The organism is Mesorhizobium sp. WSM4844 (assembly GCF_055811775.1).
In genome coordinates, this window is record NZ_JBVVQB010000091.1 from 1 (window position 1) to 16390 (window position 16390).

Genomic DNA, 16390 nt, shown 5'->3' on the forward strand with positions numbered 1-16390 from the left:
CTTTGAAAAAGAGGCGCGGTTGGCAAAGCTGCCGATCTCGCTCCTTGTGGGGGAGATGTCCGGCAGGACAGAGGGGGCGCTGTCCCGCCAACTTTGCCATGATGTCCGGAGGCGACCTGTCGCAACGGAGGGCCGCAGCTCACACGTCCGGATACTCCTATCGAGAAATCCAGATATCCACCCCGGCGGCTTTCTGTTAGCAAATATTCACCTCAGGTGGCGGGAAAGACCTGACTTGCCGGAACGATCACGCAAAACCATGGCGCCACGGCCGAACACCGGCCGGCCCAACCCAGGCGTCAGTTCCCCCAGCGTCAGCCTTTGTCGTGCCCTGTCAAAACTTGGGCTGTGCTCGCGCAAGCAGGCGGAAATTCTGGTCGCCGAAGGGCGCGTCCGGGTCGCCGGCAAAATCGTGCGCAACGGCTCGCTGCGCGTCGATCCCGGCCGCGACCGCATCGAGGTCGACGGCAGCCGCGTCGTCGCCTCGCGCAAGGTCTATCTGATGATCAACAAGCCGCGCGGCCTGGTCACCACCCGCAACGACCCGCAGGACCGCGGCACCGTCTACGACTGCCTGGCTGAACTCGACCTGCCCTTCGTGTCGCCGGTCGGCCGCCTCGACAAGGCCAGCGAGGGCCTGCTCTTGATGACCAACGACACCCGCTTCGCCCAGCGCCTGCTCGACCCCGCTTCGCACGTCGCCAAGATCTATCATGTGCAGATCGGCGCCCTGCCCGACGCGGCCCTGCTGGCGCGGTTGCGCGCCGGCGCCACGGTCGATGGCGAAGATTTGACGGCGCGGTCGATCGACATCCTGCGCAGCGGCGCCAGCACCGCCTGGCTGGAAGTCACCCTCGACGAGGGCCGCAACCGCCACATCCGCCGGCTGCTCGGCGCGCACGATGTCGAGGTGCTTCGCTTGGTGCGGGTGGCGATCGGCCGCTTGCGGCTCGGCGACCTCGCCAAGGGCAAGGCCCGCCACCTCACGGCCGAAGAACTGGCGCTGTTTCAAGGCTGAGCGAAGGCGCCGAAGCGCGCTCCCTTCTCCCTTGCGGGAGAAGGTGGATTGGCGCGCAGCGCCAAGACGGTTGAGGGGTGTTGGAAGGATCGCCGTCGGCGCCAAGCTGGAACACCCCTCATCCGACCTCGCTTCGCGAGGCCACCTTCTCCCACAAGGGGAGAAGGAAGATCGGCGCCCGCTACTCGGCCGGGACCGGGCTGAGGCCGGGATCGCCCATCGCGTGCGGCCTGGTTTCCTTGCGTGCCGACGCCCGGGCGAGCACGCTCTGCCGGTTGACCGATTTGCGCTCGGCATCGATGCGCTGGATCAGGATTTCCGCGCGCTCGATCGACCCGAGCAGCGCCAGGATCGTGCCGCGTTCGGCGGCGCCGGCATTGGGTCCGAGCGCCAGCGTGCGGGCACGCAGTTCCTCGACCTCCGGCAGATTGACATGGCCGGCCGGCACCTTCGGGTCGGAGATGCCGTAAGTCGGCAAAATCTGCCGCAGCGAGGCATCGAGCTTGCTCAGCGCGACGTCGACGATGGCCTGCGCCGGACTGCTGAATTTTTCGCGCCGCACGCGGCGCGCTACCTGATGCATCGATTCCGTCAGGGCGGCGGTGAAGTCGGCTTCCTCGATCAGGCTGGCGATCAGGTCGAGTTGGTCGTAGGGCAAATCCTCCTTCATCAATTCGGCGGTGTAGGCGCGGATGTCGCGGCTGAGGATATCGGTTGCGAGGTAGTGCTCGCCCGGATCCGACGGCGCCTTCTTCGACGAGCGGGCGATGTCGAGGAACATGGCGCCGGCTTGCAGATGGCGGGCCGTCTCCTGCTGGACAGCGGGAACGGCCTTGGCGAAATCGCCGGCCAGCTTGCGGTCGAGGAATCGCGGCGTCGAGAAATCTTCCGTGTCCTCGGCATCGGTGTGACCGACACGCGACAGGACCCGCTCGAACACCCCGATGAACGGAAACAGCAACAGCGTGTTGAAGACGTTGAAGAAGGTCGAGTAGAGGCCGACCGCGACCGGCACCAGGGGAAAGGTCTCCTTGCCGTCGACGATCACCGGAATGGCGGGATCGCCGCCGAAGAACTGCATGGCCCATTCCAGGACCTGCATGGAGACGAAGAACAGCGGGATGGTGATGCACACGCCGATGATGTTGAAGGAGATGTGGGCGTAAGCGGTGCGCTTGGCGTTTTTCGAAAGATTGAGCGAAGCCATCCACGAGGTGATCGTGGTGCCGAGATCGGCGCCGAGCGAGAAGGCGACGGCCGTCGTCCAGTCGAGAATGCCGGCGGCGCCAAGGCCCATGACAATGCCGATCGTCGCCGAGGACGAATGGATCATGGCGGTCACGCCGGCGGCGATGAACACGCATTTGAGCAGGTTGAGATAGGAGTCGGCCGTCAGTGTTTGAAGCAGTGCCATGACTTCGGGCAGATTGCGCAGCGGGCGCAGGCCGCCGGTCATCAGGTTGAGGCCATAAAAGATCAGCGCGAAGCCCATGCCGGCAAGCGCTATGTTCTTGACCTTCTCGCTTTTGGCAAAGCAGTAGATCAGCGAGAACACGCCGGCCAGGATCAGCCCGAGCGGACCGAGCGGCAGCGCGATGAGCCCGTTGCCGAGCGTGGTGCCGATATTGGCGCCCATGATCACGCTGATCGCCGGTCGAAGCGCGATGACGCCGGCATTGACCAGGCCGACGACCATGACGCTCATCGCCGTCGACGACTGGATGACGCCGGTGATCAGCGTTCCCGCCAGCACGCCCTTGATCGGCGTTCCGGCGGCCTTGGCGAGAAAGGCGCGCATCCGGTTGACCGACAGCGCCTGGATGCCGTTGGCCATGAAGTCGAGGCCGAGCATAAAAATGCCCAACCCGCCGATCACCGGCACGAGGATGTCCTTGAAGATATCGATGTCCATGTCACGCAGTCCCCAACAAGCCGCCATCACGGCGCGATATGAATTTCAGTTCAGGCGCTGCGCGAAGCAGCGGCCTGGCTCTTCCGCTCAGTTTCCGACCGGCTCCAGCCTTGCCCAGTATTGCTCGATCCGGGCGACGAGCGCCTTCGGCAGCGGCACGTAGCCGAGCGCGGCGGCGTCATCAGCGCCGTGGGCGAAGGCGAGCCGGAAAAGGTCGTGCACGCGGCGATAGCGATGTTCCGAACGGCCCGAGACCTGAACGACCGCGAACACCGCCGCGCTGATCGGATAGGCGGCATCGCCGTCTCGATCGGTCAGCGAGGCGAAGAAGTCGGTCGTTTGCGCCCAGTCGATGGAGGTCGCGGCAGCTTGCACGCCCTGCGGCTCCGGCTTGACGAACTTGCCGGCTCTGTTCTGGATCAGCGCGTAGGCAAGGCTGGCGCGCTGGGCCTGGCCGGATTCGGCATAGGCGATCGCGCCCTTCGTGTCGTGCACGGCGTGGATGAGGTTCTGTGTGCCTTCCGCGTCAGTGCCGAGCGGCCACGAGATCAGTGTATTGGCGCCGTATTTGGCCTTCCACTCCCCGCTGACCGCCGACAGGTACTCGGTGAAGACAAAGGTCGAGCCGGAGCCATCCTTGCGGTGAACAACGCTGATCCTGAGATCGGGCAGCGTCAGATCCGGATTCACCGCCTTGATCGCGGGATCGGACCATGACTGGATCTTGCCCAGATAGATGTCGGCCAGCACCGGCCCCGTCAGGCGAAGGCTTTCCGGGCCGATGCCGTCGAGATTGACGACGACGGCGATGGCGCCCATCACGATCGGAAACTGCTGGCGGCCGGCCTTCTTGAGTTCGGCGGCATTGATCGGCGCATCCGTCGCGGCAAAGTCGACGTCCGGCTGATCGAGACGCAGGACGCCGGCGAGCGAGCCGACGATTTCATAGTCGACCTTCCAGTCGGGCGAGACATAGTCCCCGCCGTCGGCGCGGGCGCTCTCGTAGGCCGTTGCCCATTTGCCGATGATTGGGGCGGCCAGTGTCGATCCGGCGCCGCGGATAGGCTCGGCCTGCGCAGCGGCCCCGATCATCAGGCCAACAGCAAGCGTGATGGCGCCGCTGATCTTCGCCGATTTGCGCCGTAGTGACGCAAAGCTTGCTGGAAACATCATGGCGATCCCCGACTCGCGAACAAATAGCTACTTTTCAGTCTTGGCAGATATCAACAGTCATCCGCCCGGCGAACGAACGCCGGCAGAGAAACAACACCGCTCACCGTATGAACCTTGGTTAACGATTGGATGACAAAGATCTTTGCGGGTGAGATTTTTATTTTTCCGCGATTGCCGCGGTTGCCTGAAGAATTGTTCGGCAGCCAATCGCTTCAGCTTTGCGCTGCCCCTCACCTGCCTGCCGGCACCCTCTCCCCGTATAGTGACGGGGAGAGGGGCGCTCTCATCGATGGTTTCGCCAATCACCAGCGTTGCAGAATATCCGCCACGGTGCGACCAGTCCCTTCTCCCCGTCACACGGGGAGAAGTGCCCGGCAGGGCGATGAGGGGCGGCGCCGACTCCGACAACAGATCCCCTTGGCACGAAGTTGCTGGTCGCCTCTACGCAGGGACAGCCCTATTTCGCGTCGTGGAAGATAATGCCGACGGTATGGCGCAGGCCGGAGCGAATCCGGCTGACGCCGTGCCTGAGATTGACGCGGTAGCTGCCTTTGCTGCCCTGGACCGGACGATTGTGGACCGCGAAGGCGACTGCGTCGCCCTGGCGCAGCGGCACCACCTCGGCGCGGCTCTGCATGCGCGGGCGCTGTTCGGTCAGCACGAACTCGCCGCCGGTGAAATCCTTATCCGGTTCCGACAGCAGGATTGCCACCTGCAGCGGGAAGGCAAGATCGCCGTAGAGATCCTGATGCAGGCAGTTGAAGTCGCCAGGGCCATACTGGAGCAGGAGCGGCGTCGGCCGCGTCTGGCCCTGCTCGTGGCATTGCTTGAGGAACGCGGCGTGTTCGTCCGGGTAGCGCTGGGCGATGCCCATGCGCTCGTTCCAGTCGTTGGCGACGGCGGCAAGGCGCGGATAGAGTGCGGTGCGCAAGCCGCCGATCAGCTCTGGCAAGGGATAGCGGAAGTAGCGGTACTCGCCCTTGCCGAAGCCGTGCCGCGCCATGTGGACATGGCTGCGGAAATGGCTTTCGTCGGGATAGAGCCCGGCGATCTCCCGGCATTCTTCTGACGTCAGCAGCTTTTCCATCACCGCGCAGCCATAGCCGCTCATCTCCTCGGCCAGTGCCTGCCAGTCATATCCGGCGACGCGCGCTTCCGCCGATCGGACCGCTGCTTCTGGAACCGTGTGTATGGTCATGGCTCTGCCTCCTCTGGCTTCATCGGCTTCTGCAATCAGATGGGTGAATCGGCGCGTGCAAACCACCCGTTTCCTGCCAACCGGGTTAGGCACAACGCCCCGTTGCCCTGGATCAGCTTCACCGCCGCGACGCAGCATGGATTTCGGCAAAACCGGGCCCATATCCCTGATAGGGAGCTTTGAGCGTGAAACTGGCGCGTGTAGCCCTGATTGCCGCGGCTCTCGTAGCCGCTGTGGCTGTTTGTTCTTCTTTCCTAACCGGAGAAGCAAACGGCCAGGAGAGGACTGCGCTGCGCATCGAGATAGACGGCGCCATCGGTCCGGCGAGCGCCATGCAGTTCGAGGAAGCGCTGGCGGTGGCCGCAGAACGGAACGCCGAGGTTTTCATCCTGCAGATGGACACGCCGGGCGGGTTGGTCACCAGCATGCGTGAGATCATCGCCGACATCCTCGCCTCGCCGGTTCCCGTCATCGGCTATGTCGCGCCCGCCGGCGGGCATGCGGCGAGCGCCGGAACCTACATCCTCTACGCAACCCATGTGGCGGCGATGGCGCCCGGCACCAATGTGGGCGCGGCAACGCCCATCGAGATGGGCGGGCCGATGCCATCCTTTCCCGGCGACGACAAGAACAATGGCCCGGACGCCGGCAAGGACCCGAAGAATCCACCGGCGGGCAATGCGATGATCGCCAAGGCGACGAACGACGCGGTTGCCCTGATCCGCAGCCTGGCTGAACTGCGCGGGCGCAATGCCGATTGGGGTGAAAAGGCGGTGCGCGAGGCGGCCAGCCTGTCGGCCAGCGCGGCGCTGCAGGAACGTGTCGTCGACTTCGTCGCCCGCGACACGACCGAACTGCTTCAGCTGGCCGACGGCCGGTCGGTCGAGATCGCCGGCAGGAAAAAGGTGCTGGCGACCAAAGGGCTGCCGGTTGAAACGCTGGAGCCCGGCTGGCTCATCCGGCTTCTTGCCGTCATCACCGACCCGAACATCGCCGTCATCCTGATGCTGATCGGCGTTTATGGCCTCGTCTTCGAGTTCACCAGCCCAGGTGCGGTCGCGCCAGGCGTGATCGGCACGATCTGCCTGCTGCTCGGGCTCTATGCGCTCAATCTCCTGCCGATCAGCTATGCCGGCCTTGCCTTGATGCTGCTTGGCATCATCTTCCTCGTCGTCGAGGTCTTTAATCCCACAGTAGTGCTTGGGCTGGGAGGCGTGGCTGCGTTTCTGCTGGGCGCTGCCATGCTGCTCAGGATCGAAGGTCCCGGCTTCGAGATGTCGTGGGCCGTCATCGGCACCGCCGCCATCCTGACGCTCGGCCTGGCGCTGCTGACCGGCAGCTATCTGTGGGCGGCCCGCAAGAACGTTCCGCGTGTTGGCGCACAGGCCATGCAAGGGCTGCCGGCCAAGGTCCTCGACTGGGAGGGCAGCGAGGGCCACGTGCTTGCCCGGGGTGAGCGCTGGCGGGCGAAAGCCGACGAACCCATTGCAGTGGGCGACAGCGTCGAGGTGGCTGATGTCAGGGGTCTCGTGCTGACGATACGGCGCCGCAATGTGCGAAGCGATGGAGCAAGGCAATGATGATCGGTTATGTGGCCTATCTGGTAGCAGCGCTCGTCATGGTCATGTTCCTGTCCGCGGCCATTCGCATCCTGAGGGAATATCAGCGCGGTGTGGTCTTCACACTCGGCCGCTTCACCGGGGTCAAGGGACCCGGCCTGATCATCCTCATCCCCTTCGTGCAGCAGATGGTGAAGGTCGACCTGCGCGTGGTGGTCCAGGACGTGCCGCCGCAGGACGTGATCTCGCGCGACAACGTCTCGGTGAAGGTCAACGCGGTGCTGTATTTTCGTATCGTCGACGCCGAGCGGGCGGTGATCCAGGTCGAGGACTTCATGACCGCCACCAACCAGCTGGCACAGACCACGTTGCGCTCGGTGCTCGGCAAGCATGAGCTCGATGAAATGCTGGCCGAGCGTGACAAGCTCAACAGCGATATCCAGGAGATCCTCGATCAGCGGACCGATGCCTGGGGCATCAAGGTCTCCGATGTCGAGATCAAGCATGTCGACCTCAACGAGAACATGGTCCGCGCCATCGCCAAGCAGGCCGAGGCCGAACGGCTGCGGCGTGCGAAAGTGATCAATGCCGACGGCGAACAGCAGGCGGCGGCAAAACTCGTCGAGGCCGGCAAGATGCTGTCCGAGACACCGCAGGCCATGCAGCTGCGCTATTTCGAGGCGCTCCATGACATCGCCGGTGAGCGCTCGTCGACGGTGGTGTTTCCGGTGCCGATGGATCTGCTCGGCCATTTCATCAGGCCGACCGGCGAGAAGAAGTGAGTTCGAAGGCCGGCGATCCTTCAGCCCCCTCTGCCCTAGCAGGCATCTCGCCCCACAATAATGGGCCATCGTGTGGGCCGAGGAACCCAGGCTGGAACGAGGCCGCGATCCTTCGCGCGCCCCTCTGGCCTGCCGGCCATCTCCGCCACGAGCGGGGGAGATCGGCAGTTTCGCCGTGCGCGTCTCTCCCGGTTCGTCGGCCGAATAGGGCTAACGGAAAAATTAGACATTCATGGCAATGTTAAACCCGCCTGCCCGAATGAAGGTCGTGGCGACGGCTGGGTGCTGGCCCATCGACAAGAAAAGGATTGCGCATGTCATCCTTGCTCAACACAGGATTTTCATCGCTTAAGCGCAGTCTGATCATGCTGGCAGTCCTGGCGTTTTGCATCCTGCCGGCCGGGGCGTTGGAGCCCGTTGAGCTCCCGGAATCGCCAGACACTGTGGCCTTCAATGTTCAGAACAACGGCAAGTCGGTGCCAGTCACGTTGCGACAGCTGGAAAAGCTCGGTCTCTACAGGGTCACCACCGCAAGTCCATTTGAAAAGGGGCAGCTTACATTTGAAGGCGTCCTGTTCCGCGATGTGCTCAAGCTCGTTGGATTGGAAGGCGAGGATTCCGTTGTTCTGCGGGCGGTTGACGAATATGTGCAGATAATTCCGCGCCAAGATTGGACGGAAGGTCCTCTCCTGCTTGCCACCCGCCAGAACGGAAAATTGCTGACCCGACGCACGCAAGGTCCGACCCGGCTGGTCTATCCGCTCAACGACCACCCGGCCTTCGATACGCCAATCCACAAACCACGCTGGGTCTGGCTGATCAAGACGCTCGAGCCTGGCGGCTGATCGAGCTCCGGCGTGGCTCGAATGGCACGCTTTGGATCGAGAGGCTGGCGCGTTCCCGTCACCTACGGGACCGCCATTGCGGCTGCAGCAGCCAGTTCTGCCGTCCTGATCACCGTATTGTTTCTCAGCCTCAGCAAGATCGAATATTCGCTGCCGCGGTTCGGCTTTTTCGCCATCCGCGAGTTCCACATTGCAATACGCGATGTGACCCACCTCAAAGACATGACATCGCTCGCCCAGGCCGCCCCCGGCTCTGCAGACAGCCTTGAGCAGTTATCGGCGGCGAACGACCTGGTCTACATCCGATTCAAGCGGATCGACGGCGCCGGGACAGCGAGCGAGATTCCCGCCTACGCAAGTATCGTTCCGCGTGTCGTTGACGCGGTGACACGGCTTGATGCCATGATTGCGGCCGGGCCGCCTCTCGACGAAAATATCTTGAAGGAAATGGGGTTGGAGCTCGAGCATCTCGTAGCGATGATGAACGACGAATATTACAAATATGGAGATGAGATCAACGTAGATCTCTATTCGGCGGAAAGAAGCCTGAAGAAATTCAACTACCAGATTGCATTCGCTCTGGCGGTCTTGTCGCTGCTGGCGATCGGAACTGCCGTATTGCTCATCGGCCGTCGGGAAACGATAAGGAAACTGGAGTTTCTGGCCTGGCGCGACGCGACGACGGAATTGAAGAACCGTGCCTGGATGTCAGCCAACAGGGACGTGATGCTGGACCGGGCAAGGCTGGCCGGCAAGCAACTCCGCCTTTTCCTGATAGATTTGGATCATTTCAAGGGCGTGAACGATACGTTCGGTCATCACATCGGTGATCTCTTGCTGAAAGCCGTCGCCGAAATCCTGCAATCGGTCGAACGGCCCGACGAAGTTGTCGCCATCCGTTTGGGCGGTGACGAGTTCGCCGTCATGGCGATCGGGGACCGGCACGCGGCAGCCGATGCTCTCGGAAATCGGCTTCGCGAGCAATTGAACCGGTTTGCCGAACTCGCGGGCCACCACGTGCGGATGGGAGCCAGTATCGGCATGGCGTGTTTCCCCGAACATGGTTCGGATATTTCCACCCTGTTGCGCAACGCGGACAGCGCTCTTTATGTCGCCAAAGCCGAAGGACGCTCTGGCTTCGTGACGTTCTCGCCTGCAATCCTCAATCAGTTCGATATGCAGCTCGGCGAAGAAGCTGGGATCAAGCGTGCGCTTAACTGCGACGAGTTCTTTCTGGTTTGGCAACCGCAGTTCGAACTGGCAACCGGCCGCATGATCGGCGCCGAGGCGCTTGTGCGCTGGCGCGACCCCGCTTCGGGAGCGATTCGTCTGCCGATGTCATTCATTCCAATTGCCGAACGAAGCGACCTGATAATGGAAGTCGACAAGGTTGTGCTGAGCAAGGCTTGCCTGCAGGCAGCTCGATGGGCGCCACTATCTGCCGATGATTTCGTTTGCTCGGTCAATCTTTCGGGCAAAAGCCTTCAGAACGATGCGTACTTCGCCCACCTTGTTCTGGTGCTGCAACAAACAGGACTGCCGCCCTCGCGCCTGCAACTGGAAATAACGGAGGGGGTGCTTATCCAAAACAGCCGAAACGCCTTGAACATGCTGACGGAAATTCGAAATATCGGCGTCGGTCTGGCACTCGACGATTTTGGATCCGGCTATTCAAGTTTCGGCTACCTTGCCGATTTCAACCTGGATCGGTTGAAGATCGACCGATCGTTCTTGAGCGGTCTGGAAGCGTCGAAGAAAAAACAGAACGTCGTTCGAGGCATTATAGCACTGGCCAATTCCCTCGGCTTGACCGTTCTGGCAGAGGGGGTGGAAAACGAAGCGCAGCTCGATTTCCTGATCGCCGAGCATTGTCACAGCGCTCAAGGGTTTTTCCTGTCACAGCCGATCGAAGAAAATCTGCTGACGAACCACCTGGCCGCGAGGCAAGGCAGGATGAGAGATACGGACAAGTTCAGGCTGGGTATTTCTGCGTAAGGGTCGCTGCCGACCCAACCCAGAATGGTTCGAGCTTTTTCGCGGAACGGGGTGGTAGCGTTCGGGTCTGGGCCGTAGCATTCTTCGGCTGAGGTAACGGCATGGATCCCAGGGTCTGCGCCGCGCCGCTTCGCTCCTTGCTTCGCCTAGGATGACGAAGTGGAGGGGTGTTTCGGCCAATCTCCAACGTTTGCGATCTGCCAGTGAGATTTGCCACCGACGGTTCGCAGCCGATGGCAGACTTGCGGCTCGAAGGACATGAGAAGGTAGGCCGCAGCGACTGACGAGATCGACGTGCGCAACGAAATGTCGAACGAGCAACACCGCCCTGAAGTGCGTCAGCTGCGAAGTCCTATGCGAACAGGCCGACTGCTCGATCGTAAAAATGGTCGAGGGCGCAGCGCCTGGCGGCAATCCGGGCGGCTTCAAGCAATTCCTCGCGGCCCGAGGCGCCGTCCTTGTAGGCTGCGATGACCACACGCGCGATCCTTTCGGCGTCCTCGTTGTCGAGCTCCGCTTCGCCGGACCGCAAAGTTTCCCGCACCACACCCCTCAAAAGATCCAGTTCAATGGTTGAAAAGACGCCCATATAGGGCGCGGATTTGCACTCCACGGCCATCTGAATTCCTCCCACTGTCACGATATCAAACACGCGGCAGATTACAACTAAAGTATTAGGCGAGCGCACGCTTTTGGGGGCGCCCGTAGGCGTTGAAACGGAATGGGATTAGTCTGCGCGGTCTCGGGCTTCAGGACGCGGCAAAAGAATGGATTTCAGTTCAGGGCAAGGCTATTTCCTCATCGGCGGCCTCATCCTGGTCGGTGCCGGGCTGCTGATCCTTTCGCTGATCGTCAATGCTCGTGTGGCGCACAGCGTGCGCCACGACATGCGCCATCGTGAAAAGCTGCTGGAGTATTATCGCAACATCTTTTCCCAACTCGGCGTGATCCTGATCGGAATTGGCGTTTCCCTGTTCATCTTCTTTTTTCAGCAGAATTATCAGGAGCAGCGCAAACGCGAAACCGAGCTCCAGCTGGTTCTCGCCAAACTGGCCGCGCGCATTGCTCGCGGGGCGGCCGTAGTCGAATACCTCAGCGAATTCGATGCGCTGCTGGATGATGGCGGACCCTATATCAGTCCGGAACTCGGCGGGACCAACGCCGCGATCAGCGCGCACGGGGCGGAACTCGGCAAACAGGTCGCCGAGATCCTTTTGGTTGAGCGCGACGTTGAAGTTCAAGCGTTCGAGATCCTGAACCTGTCGCGCGATTTCGAAGCATCGTTCGTCGTCAACGAACTCGATCCCATGTTGTGGTTCAACATCGTCAGGGATGAGGGCGAGATCAAATATGCCACCACTCAGCTCGCCCTCGACTACAAGGACCTGCAGGATGCGATCGGCGGCGAGCCAATCGCGGTTGCGATCGCAAATCCTGAAAAGGCGGCAAAGATCAAGCAGGAGGTGCTCGACATCTTTTATGATGCCGACCTCTTGCGCCAGCGCAGCCGAAGACTTCTCGGCCGTGCGTGCTGGCTTTTCAGCCAGGGGCGCAGCTTCGTCAAGCTTGGACCGGTCGACGAGATCGAAGCCGATGCCAGATCGCACCAGGAATGGATCGATCGGTCGAAACGCTTCCTGACGCAGTTGAAGTCGGGAAGCGGCGATTGTTTCAAATTGCTCCAGTTCAACCCGGCGCCCTGAACGCGGACGCGCCTGGCCTAATCGCTGCTCATGCAGAACCGGATGACCATTCCAATCCAAGGCTCTATAACAGGCCGACAGAATTGCGATGATCAAGGGGAGACGATGCGCTACATACGTCCGCTTTCAATGGAAGATGCCGTTGGCCAGTTGGCCGGCTCGCCTGGCACCGCCGCCATTCTCGCCGGAGGCAGCGACCTCCTGGTGAGGATGAAAGGCGGCTTTATCGAGCCCGACCTGATCGTCGACATCAAGGCAATCGACGGACTGGGCGAGATCAGGGAAACGGCGGAAGGCTTCAGCATCGGTGCCGCGGTGTCCTGCGCCCTGATGGGAGAGAGCGCGGCCTTGAACAGGGAATGGCCGGGCGTCGTCGAAGCGGCCAAGCTGATTGGCTCGAAACAGGTGCAGGGTCGCTGCACGATCGTCGGCAATCTCTGCAACGCCTCGCCGGCGGCCGACAGCGTGCCGGCGCTGGTGGCCGCCGGCGCCAGGGCATTGATTGTCGGTCCAGGAGGCAGGCGCACGGTCGCGGTGGAGGCAGTCCCGACCGGGCCTGGCAAGACGTCGCTCGCCAAGGGAGAAATCATCGAGGCGATCCTGCTCGACAGGCGCGCGCCGCGCTCCGGCGATGCCTATCTGCGTTTCATTCCACGCACGGAGATGGACATCGCCGTGGTCAGCGCCGGGGTGAACCTGACGCTCGACGAGCAAGGTGTCGTCAAATCGGCCCGCGTGGCGCTGGGTGCCGTGGCGCCGACGGTGCTGCTGGTGGAAGAGGCGGCCGAGGCCCTCATCGGCAGGAAACTTGACGAAGCAGCACTTGAGCGGCTCGCCAAGGTCTGCTCGGGGGCCTGCCGCCCCATCGACGACAAGCGGGGCACGGTCGAGTTCAGAAGAAAAGTTGCGGGTGTGCTGGCCAGGCGGGCCGCCACGACCGCCTATGCGCGTGCAGGAGGCAAGTGATGGCCGCAATTGCAGTCTCAACGACGATCAACGGCGACAATGTCGAGTACCTTTGCCACCCGGACGAGACGCTGCTCGACGTGCTGCGCGACCGCCTCGGGCTGACCGGCGCCAAGGAAGGCTGCGGCACCGGCGACTGCGGCGCCTGCAGCATCATCCTCGACGACCGGCTGGTATGCTCGTGCCTGGTGCTTGGCGCGGAGACCGAGGGCCGGCGCGTCGAAACCATCGAGGGCATGGCGCACGGCGACAGGCTGCATCCGCTGCAGCAGAAGTTCCTCGAACACGCAGCGCTGCAATGCGGCGTCTGCACGCCGGGCTTCCTGATCGCGGCGAAAGACCTGCTGGCCAAGAACCCCGACCCGACCGAGGAGGAAATCCGCTTCGGCCTCGCCGGGAACCTCTGCCGCTGCACTGGCTATGACAAGATCGTGCGCGCCGTCCAGGACGCCGCCAGCGTGATGAAGGGAGCCTGACGATGAACTTCGATCCGCGCTATTCCGGACGCAATTTCGCCTCCGTCGGCACGCGTCCCATCCGCCCCGACGGCGTCGACAAGGTAACGGGCCGCGCGCGCTATGGCGCGGATTTCAACATGGCCGGCCAGTTGGTCGGGCGTGTCCTGAGAAGCCCGCACGCGCACGCCGCGATCAGGAAGATCGACACCTCGAAGGCGGAGAAGCTCAACGGCGTGAAGGCGGTGATCACCGCGGCCGACCTGCCCGACCTCACCGACGGCGATGCCGCCATGTACGACATCCTCGACAACTGCATGGCGCGCAAGAAGGCGCTCTATGACGGCCATGCGGTGGCCGCGGTCGCCGCGGTCGACGCCCGCACGGCAAGGCAGGCGCTGAAGCTGATCGAGGTCGACTATGAAGTGCTGCCGCATGTGACCGATGTCGACGAGGCGATGAAGCACTCGGCGCCCGTGCTCGACGACACCATCTTCACCGAGGGCCTTGAGCAAAAGCCCGTCAAGCCGTCCAACGTCACCAAACGCAGCCAGTACGGCCATGGCGACATCCATGAGGGATTTGGCCAGGCCGATTACGTCGTCGAACGCTCCTTCAAGACCGAGCAGACGCACCAGGGCTATATCGAGCCGCATGCCTGCGTGGCGAGCGTCAGTTCCGACGGCACCGCCGACCTCTGGGTCTGCACGCAAGGCCATTTCGTCTACCGCCAGCACTGCGCTCAGCTGCTTGGCATGGAAGCCTCCAAGCTGCGCGTCACCTCGTCGGAGATCGGCGGCGGTTTCGGCGGCAAGACCCACGTCTGGGCCGAGCCGGTGGCGCTGGCGCTGTCGCGCAAGGCCGGCCGGCCGGTCAAGCTGGTGATGACGCGCGACGAGGTGTTCCGCGCCTCCGGGCCGACCAGTGCCACCTCGATCGACGTCAGGATCGGCGCCCGCAAGGACGGCACGATCACCGCGGCCGAGGCGACGCTGCGCTATTCCTGCGGCCCCTATGCCGGCATGTGGGCCGAGCTCGGCGCCATGACCGCGTTTGCCTGTTACAATCTCGCTAACGTCAGGACGGTCGGCTACGAAGTGCTGGTCAACCGGCCGAAGACGGCGGCCTATCGCGCGCCGTCAGCGCCGATGGCGGCGTTTGCAGTGGAAAGTGCCGTCGACGAGCTGGCCAAGGAGATCGGCATGGATCCGGTCGAGTTCCGGATCAGGAACGCCGCCCAGGAAGGCACCCGATCGTCCTACGGTCCGGTTTACGGCCCGATCGGCATCGGACCGACGCTGGAGGCGGCGAAGAACCATCCGCACATGCAGGCGCCGCTGGGCAAGAACCAGGGCCGCGGCATGGCTTGCGGCTTCTGGTTCAACTTCGGCGGCCAGACCTGCACCGACCTCAACATCGGCATGGACGGCTCGGTCTCGCTTGCCGTCGGCACGGTCGATGTGGGTGGTTCCCGCGCGTCGCTGTCGCTGGTGGCGGCGGAGGAACTCGGCATCGCCTATGAGCAGGTCAAGGCGGTGGTCGCCGACACCTCCAGCCTCGGCTACAACGACATGACGGACGGCAGCCGCGGTACCTTCTCCTCCTCGATGGCGACGATCTCGGCCGCCCGCAACGCCATCAAGATCCTGCGGGAACGCGCCGCGCAGATGTGGGATGTTCCCGTCGACGACGTGGTCTGGGAAAACGGCCACGCCATCGCCAAAGGCGAGAAGTACGGCAACCTTGCGGCGCTGTCCCTGAAGGAGATCGCGGCCGGGTCAGGAAAGACCGGCGGGCCGATCGCCGGCCACAGCGAGCTCGTCGCCGACGGCGCCGGCGTCTCCTTCGCCACCCATATCTGCGATATCGAGGTCGATCCGGAGACCGGCGCCACGAGGGTGCTGCGCTACACGGTCGTGCAGGATGCCGGCAAGGCGGTGCACCCGACCTATGTCGAGGGGCAGTACCAGGGGGGTGCCGCGCAAGGCATCGGCTGGGCGCTCAACGAAGAGTACGTCTACGGCAAGGACGGGCGGCTGCAGAACCCCGGCTTCCTCGACTACCGCATCCCGGTCTGCTCCGACCTGCCGATGATCGACACGCAGATCCTCGAGATCCCCAATCCGAACCATCCTTACGGAGTGCGTGGCGTCGGCGAGACCTCGATCGTGCCGCCGCTGGCGGCAATCGCCAATGCGGTGTCGAACGCCGCGGGCGTGCGGATGACGCATATCCCGATGTCGCCGCCGCGGATTCTCGCGGCGATCGAGGCGGAACGGGGAGGCTGATGGTCGAAGTAACGCTCTGGGGATCGCTCGGCGCAATCGCCGGAGGCAAGAGCAAGGTCGAGATCGAGGCGAAGGATATTCGGGAGCTGTTCAGGAAGCTGGCTGAGCAGTATCCCGGCTTCGAGCCCTACATCGACCGCGGCATCGCAGTCGCCATAGACGGGGTTATCTATCGCGACACCTGGTCGAAGGAATTGCCGCAGGGCGCTGAGATATTCCTGCTGCCGAGACTGGCGGGGGGATAAAATAGGCGGCATCCACTCCGTTACCTCAGAGCGTCACGACGTGCAGAAGGCGCCCCCCTCTGTCCTGCCGGACATCTCCCCCACAAGGGGGGAGATCGGCCGTCATCGGCGCCTTCACCAATCACCAGCGTTGCAGGATGAGTGCCGAAGCCGAAGCTGCCAATCTCCCCCCAAGTGGGGGAGATGTCCGGCAGGACAGAGGGGGCGCGAAGGATCACTACAGATCAGCATTTATCCTGGGCCGCTGCATA

General features: G+C 62.9%; 14 protein-coding genes. 10 read left to right on the top strand and 4 right to left on the bottom strand.

What is annotated here, in order from left to right; all coding sequences use genetic code 11:
* Positions 1-259 precede the first annotated feature (259 nt).
* Positions 260-1018 carry a pseudouridine synthase gene (locus AC0L2A_RS34595; protein WP_473612679.1) on the top strand — a complete coding sequence of 253 codons (759 nt, stop codon included), beginning with the start codon at positions 260-262 and terminating at the stop codon, positions 1016-1018.
* Positions 1019-1199: 181 nt separating this feature from the next.
* Here AC0L2A_RS34595 and AC0L2A_RS34600 read toward each other — a convergent pair whose 3' ends face one another.
* The 3 genes from AC0L2A_RS34600 to AC0L2A_RS34610 all read right to left on the bottom strand — a co-directional run bounded on the left by AC0L2A_RS34600 (position 1200) and on the right by AC0L2A_RS34610 (position 5301).
* Positions 1200-2930, bottom strand: coding sequence for a Na/Pi cotransporter family protein (locus AC0L2A_RS34600; protein WP_473612666.1), 1731 nt, complete (start codon positions 2928-2930; stop codon positions 1200-1202).
* Positions 2931-3017: 87 nt separating this feature from the next.
* The gene (gene pstS / locus AC0L2A_RS34605; protein ID WP_473612667.1) at positions 3018-4103 is read right to left on the bottom strand and encodes a phosphate ABC transporter substrate-binding protein PstS; all 1086 of its coding nucleotides are present in this window, start codon (positions 4101-4103) and stop codon (positions 3018-3020) included.
* Positions 4104-4560: 457 nt separating this feature from the next.
* The gene (locus AC0L2A_RS34610; protein WP_473612668.1) at positions 4561-5301 is read right to left on the bottom strand and encodes a 2OG-Fe(II) oxygenase; all 741 of its coding nucleotides are present in this window, start codon (positions 5299-5301) and stop codon (positions 4561-4563) included.
* Between the two features lie 185 nt (positions 5302-5486).
* On the opposite strand from AC0L2A_RS34610, the gene AC0L2A_RS34615 reads away from it, so the two are divergent.
* The 4 genes from AC0L2A_RS34615 to AC0L2A_RS34630 all read left to right on the top strand — a co-directional run bounded on the left by AC0L2A_RS34615 (position 5487) and on the right by AC0L2A_RS34630 (position 10482).
* On the top strand, positions 5487-6881 hold the full coding sequence (locus AC0L2A_RS34615; RefSeq protein ID WP_473612670.1) for an NfeD family protein: 1395 nt from the start codon (positions 5487-5489) through the stop codon (positions 6879-6881).
* Positions 6878-7642, top strand: a complete 765-nt coding sequence (locus tag AC0L2A_RS34620; protein WP_473612671.1) for a slipin family protein — start codon at positions 6878-6880, stop codon at positions 7640-7642. Before AC0L2A_RS34615 ends, AC0L2A_RS34620 begins: the two co-directional genes overlap by 4 nt.
* A gap of 314 nt (positions 7643-7956) precedes the next feature.
* Positions 7957-8487: a putative pterin-binding protein gene (locus AC0L2A_RS34625; protein ID WP_473612672.1), complete on the top strand. Its 531-nt coding sequence runs from the start codon at positions 7957-7959 to the stop codon at positions 8485-8487.
* Positions 8488-8508: 21 nt separating this feature from the next.
* On the top strand, positions 8509-10482 hold the full coding sequence (locus tag AC0L2A_RS34630; RefSeq protein WP_473612673.1) for a putative bifunctional diguanylate cyclase/phosphodiesterase: 1974 nt from the start codon (positions 8509-8511) through the stop codon (positions 10480-10482).
* Positions 10483-10834: 352 nt separating this feature from the next.
* Here AC0L2A_RS34630 and AC0L2A_RS34635 read toward each other — a convergent pair whose 3' ends face one another.
* Complete coding sequence (locus AC0L2A_RS34635) at positions 10835-11101, bottom strand: hypothetical protein (RefSeq protein WP_473612675.1); 267 nt, start codon at positions 11099-11101, stop codon at positions 10835-10837.
* Positions 11102-11249: 148 nt separating this feature from the next.
* Between AC0L2A_RS34635 and AC0L2A_RS34640 the strand changes: the two genes are divergently transcribed.
* The 5 genes from AC0L2A_RS34640 (at position 11250) to AC0L2A_RS34660 (ending at position 16139) form a co-directional block, all read left to right on the top strand.
* Complete coding sequence (locus tag AC0L2A_RS34640) at positions 11250-12185, top strand: hypothetical protein (protein WP_473612676.1); 936 nt, start codon at positions 11250-11252, stop codon at positions 12183-12185.
* A 105-nt stretch (positions 12186-12290) separates the two neighbouring features.
* Complete coding sequence (locus AC0L2A_RS34645; protein WP_128170315.1) at positions 12291-13151, top strand: FAD binding domain-containing protein; 861 nt, start codon at positions 12291-12293, stop codon at positions 13149-13151.
* Positions 13151-13627 carry a (2Fe-2S)-binding protein gene (locus AC0L2A_RS34650; protein WP_128246968.1) on the top strand — a complete coding sequence of 159 codons (477 nt, stop codon included), beginning with the start codon at positions 13151-13153 and terminating at the stop codon, positions 13625-13627. The genes AC0L2A_RS34645 and AC0L2A_RS34650 overlap by 1 nt, the downstream gene beginning before the upstream one ends.
* Before the next feature lie 2 nt (positions 13628-13629).
* Entirely contained in the window at positions 13630-15894 is a 2265-nt protein-coding gene (locus AC0L2A_RS34655; RefSeq protein WP_473612678.1) for a xanthine dehydrogenase family protein molybdopterin-binding subunit, read from the top strand.
* Positions 15894-16139 (top strand): MoaD/ThiS family protein, encoded by a 246-nt coding sequence (locus AC0L2A_RS34660; RefSeq protein ID WP_023799104.1) that lies wholly within the window; start codon positions 15894-15896, stop codon positions 16137-16139. The genes AC0L2A_RS34655 and AC0L2A_RS34660 overlap by 1 nt, the downstream gene beginning before the upstream one ends.
* Positions 16140-16390 lie beyond the last annotated feature (251 nt).

What these genes read in the sequence shown, in the direction of transcription:
- AC0L2A_RS34635 (WP_473612675.1), bottom strand. Translation starts at nt 11,101, where the DNA reads ATGGCCGTGGAGTGCAAATCCGCGCCCTATATGGGCGTCTTTTCAACC.
- AC0L2A_RS34600 (WP_473612666.1), bottom strand. Translation starts at nt 2,930, where the DNA reads ATGGACATCGATATCTTCAAGGACATCCTCGTGCCGGTGATCGGCGGG.
- AC0L2A_RS34620 (WP_473612671.1), top strand. Translation starts at nt 6,878, where the DNA reads ATGATGATCGGTTATGTGGCCTATCTGGTAGCAGCGCTCGTCATGGTC.
- AC0L2A_RS34660 (WP_023799104.1), top strand. Translation starts at nt 15,894, where the DNA reads ATGGTCGAAGTAACGCTCTGGGGATCGCTCGGCGCAATCGCCGGAGGC.
- AC0L2A_RS34625 (WP_473612672.1), top strand. Translation starts at nt 7,957, where the DNA reads ATGTCATCCTTGCTCAACACAGGATTTTCATCGCTTAAGCGCAGTCTG.
- AC0L2A_RS34645 (WP_128170315.1), top strand. Translation starts at nt 12,291, where the DNA reads ATGCGCTACATACGTCCGCTTTCAATGGAAGATGCCGTTGGCCAGTTG.
- AC0L2A_RS34595 (WP_473612679.1), top strand. Translation starts at nt 260, where the DNA reads ATGGCGCCACGGCCGAACACCGGCCGGCCCAACCCAGGCGTCAGTTCC.
- AC0L2A_RS34655 (WP_473612678.1), top strand. Translation starts at nt 13,630, where the DNA reads ATGAACTTCGATCCGCGCTATTCCGGACGCAATTTCGCCTCCGTCGGC.
- AC0L2A_RS34640 (WP_473612676.1), top strand. Translation starts at nt 11,250, where the DNA reads ATGGATTTCAGTTCAGGGCAAGGCTATTTCCTCATCGGCGGCCTCATC.
- AC0L2A_RS34650 (WP_128246968.1), top strand. Translation starts at nt 13,151, where the DNA reads ATGGCCGCAATTGCAGTCTCAACGACGATCAACGGCGACAATGTCGAG.
- pstS (WP_473612667.1), bottom strand. Translation starts at nt 4,103, where the DNA reads ATGATGTTTCCAGCAAGCTTTGCGTCACTACGGCGCAAATCGGCGAAG.
- AC0L2A_RS34610 (WP_473612668.1), bottom strand. Translation starts at nt 5,301, where the DNA reads ATGACCATACACACGGTTCCAGAAGCAGCGGTCCGATCGGCGGAAGCG.
- AC0L2A_RS34630 (WP_473612673.1), top strand. Translation starts at nt 8,509, where the DNA reads ATGGCACGCTTTGGATCGAGAGGCTGGCGCGTTCCCGTCACCTACGGG.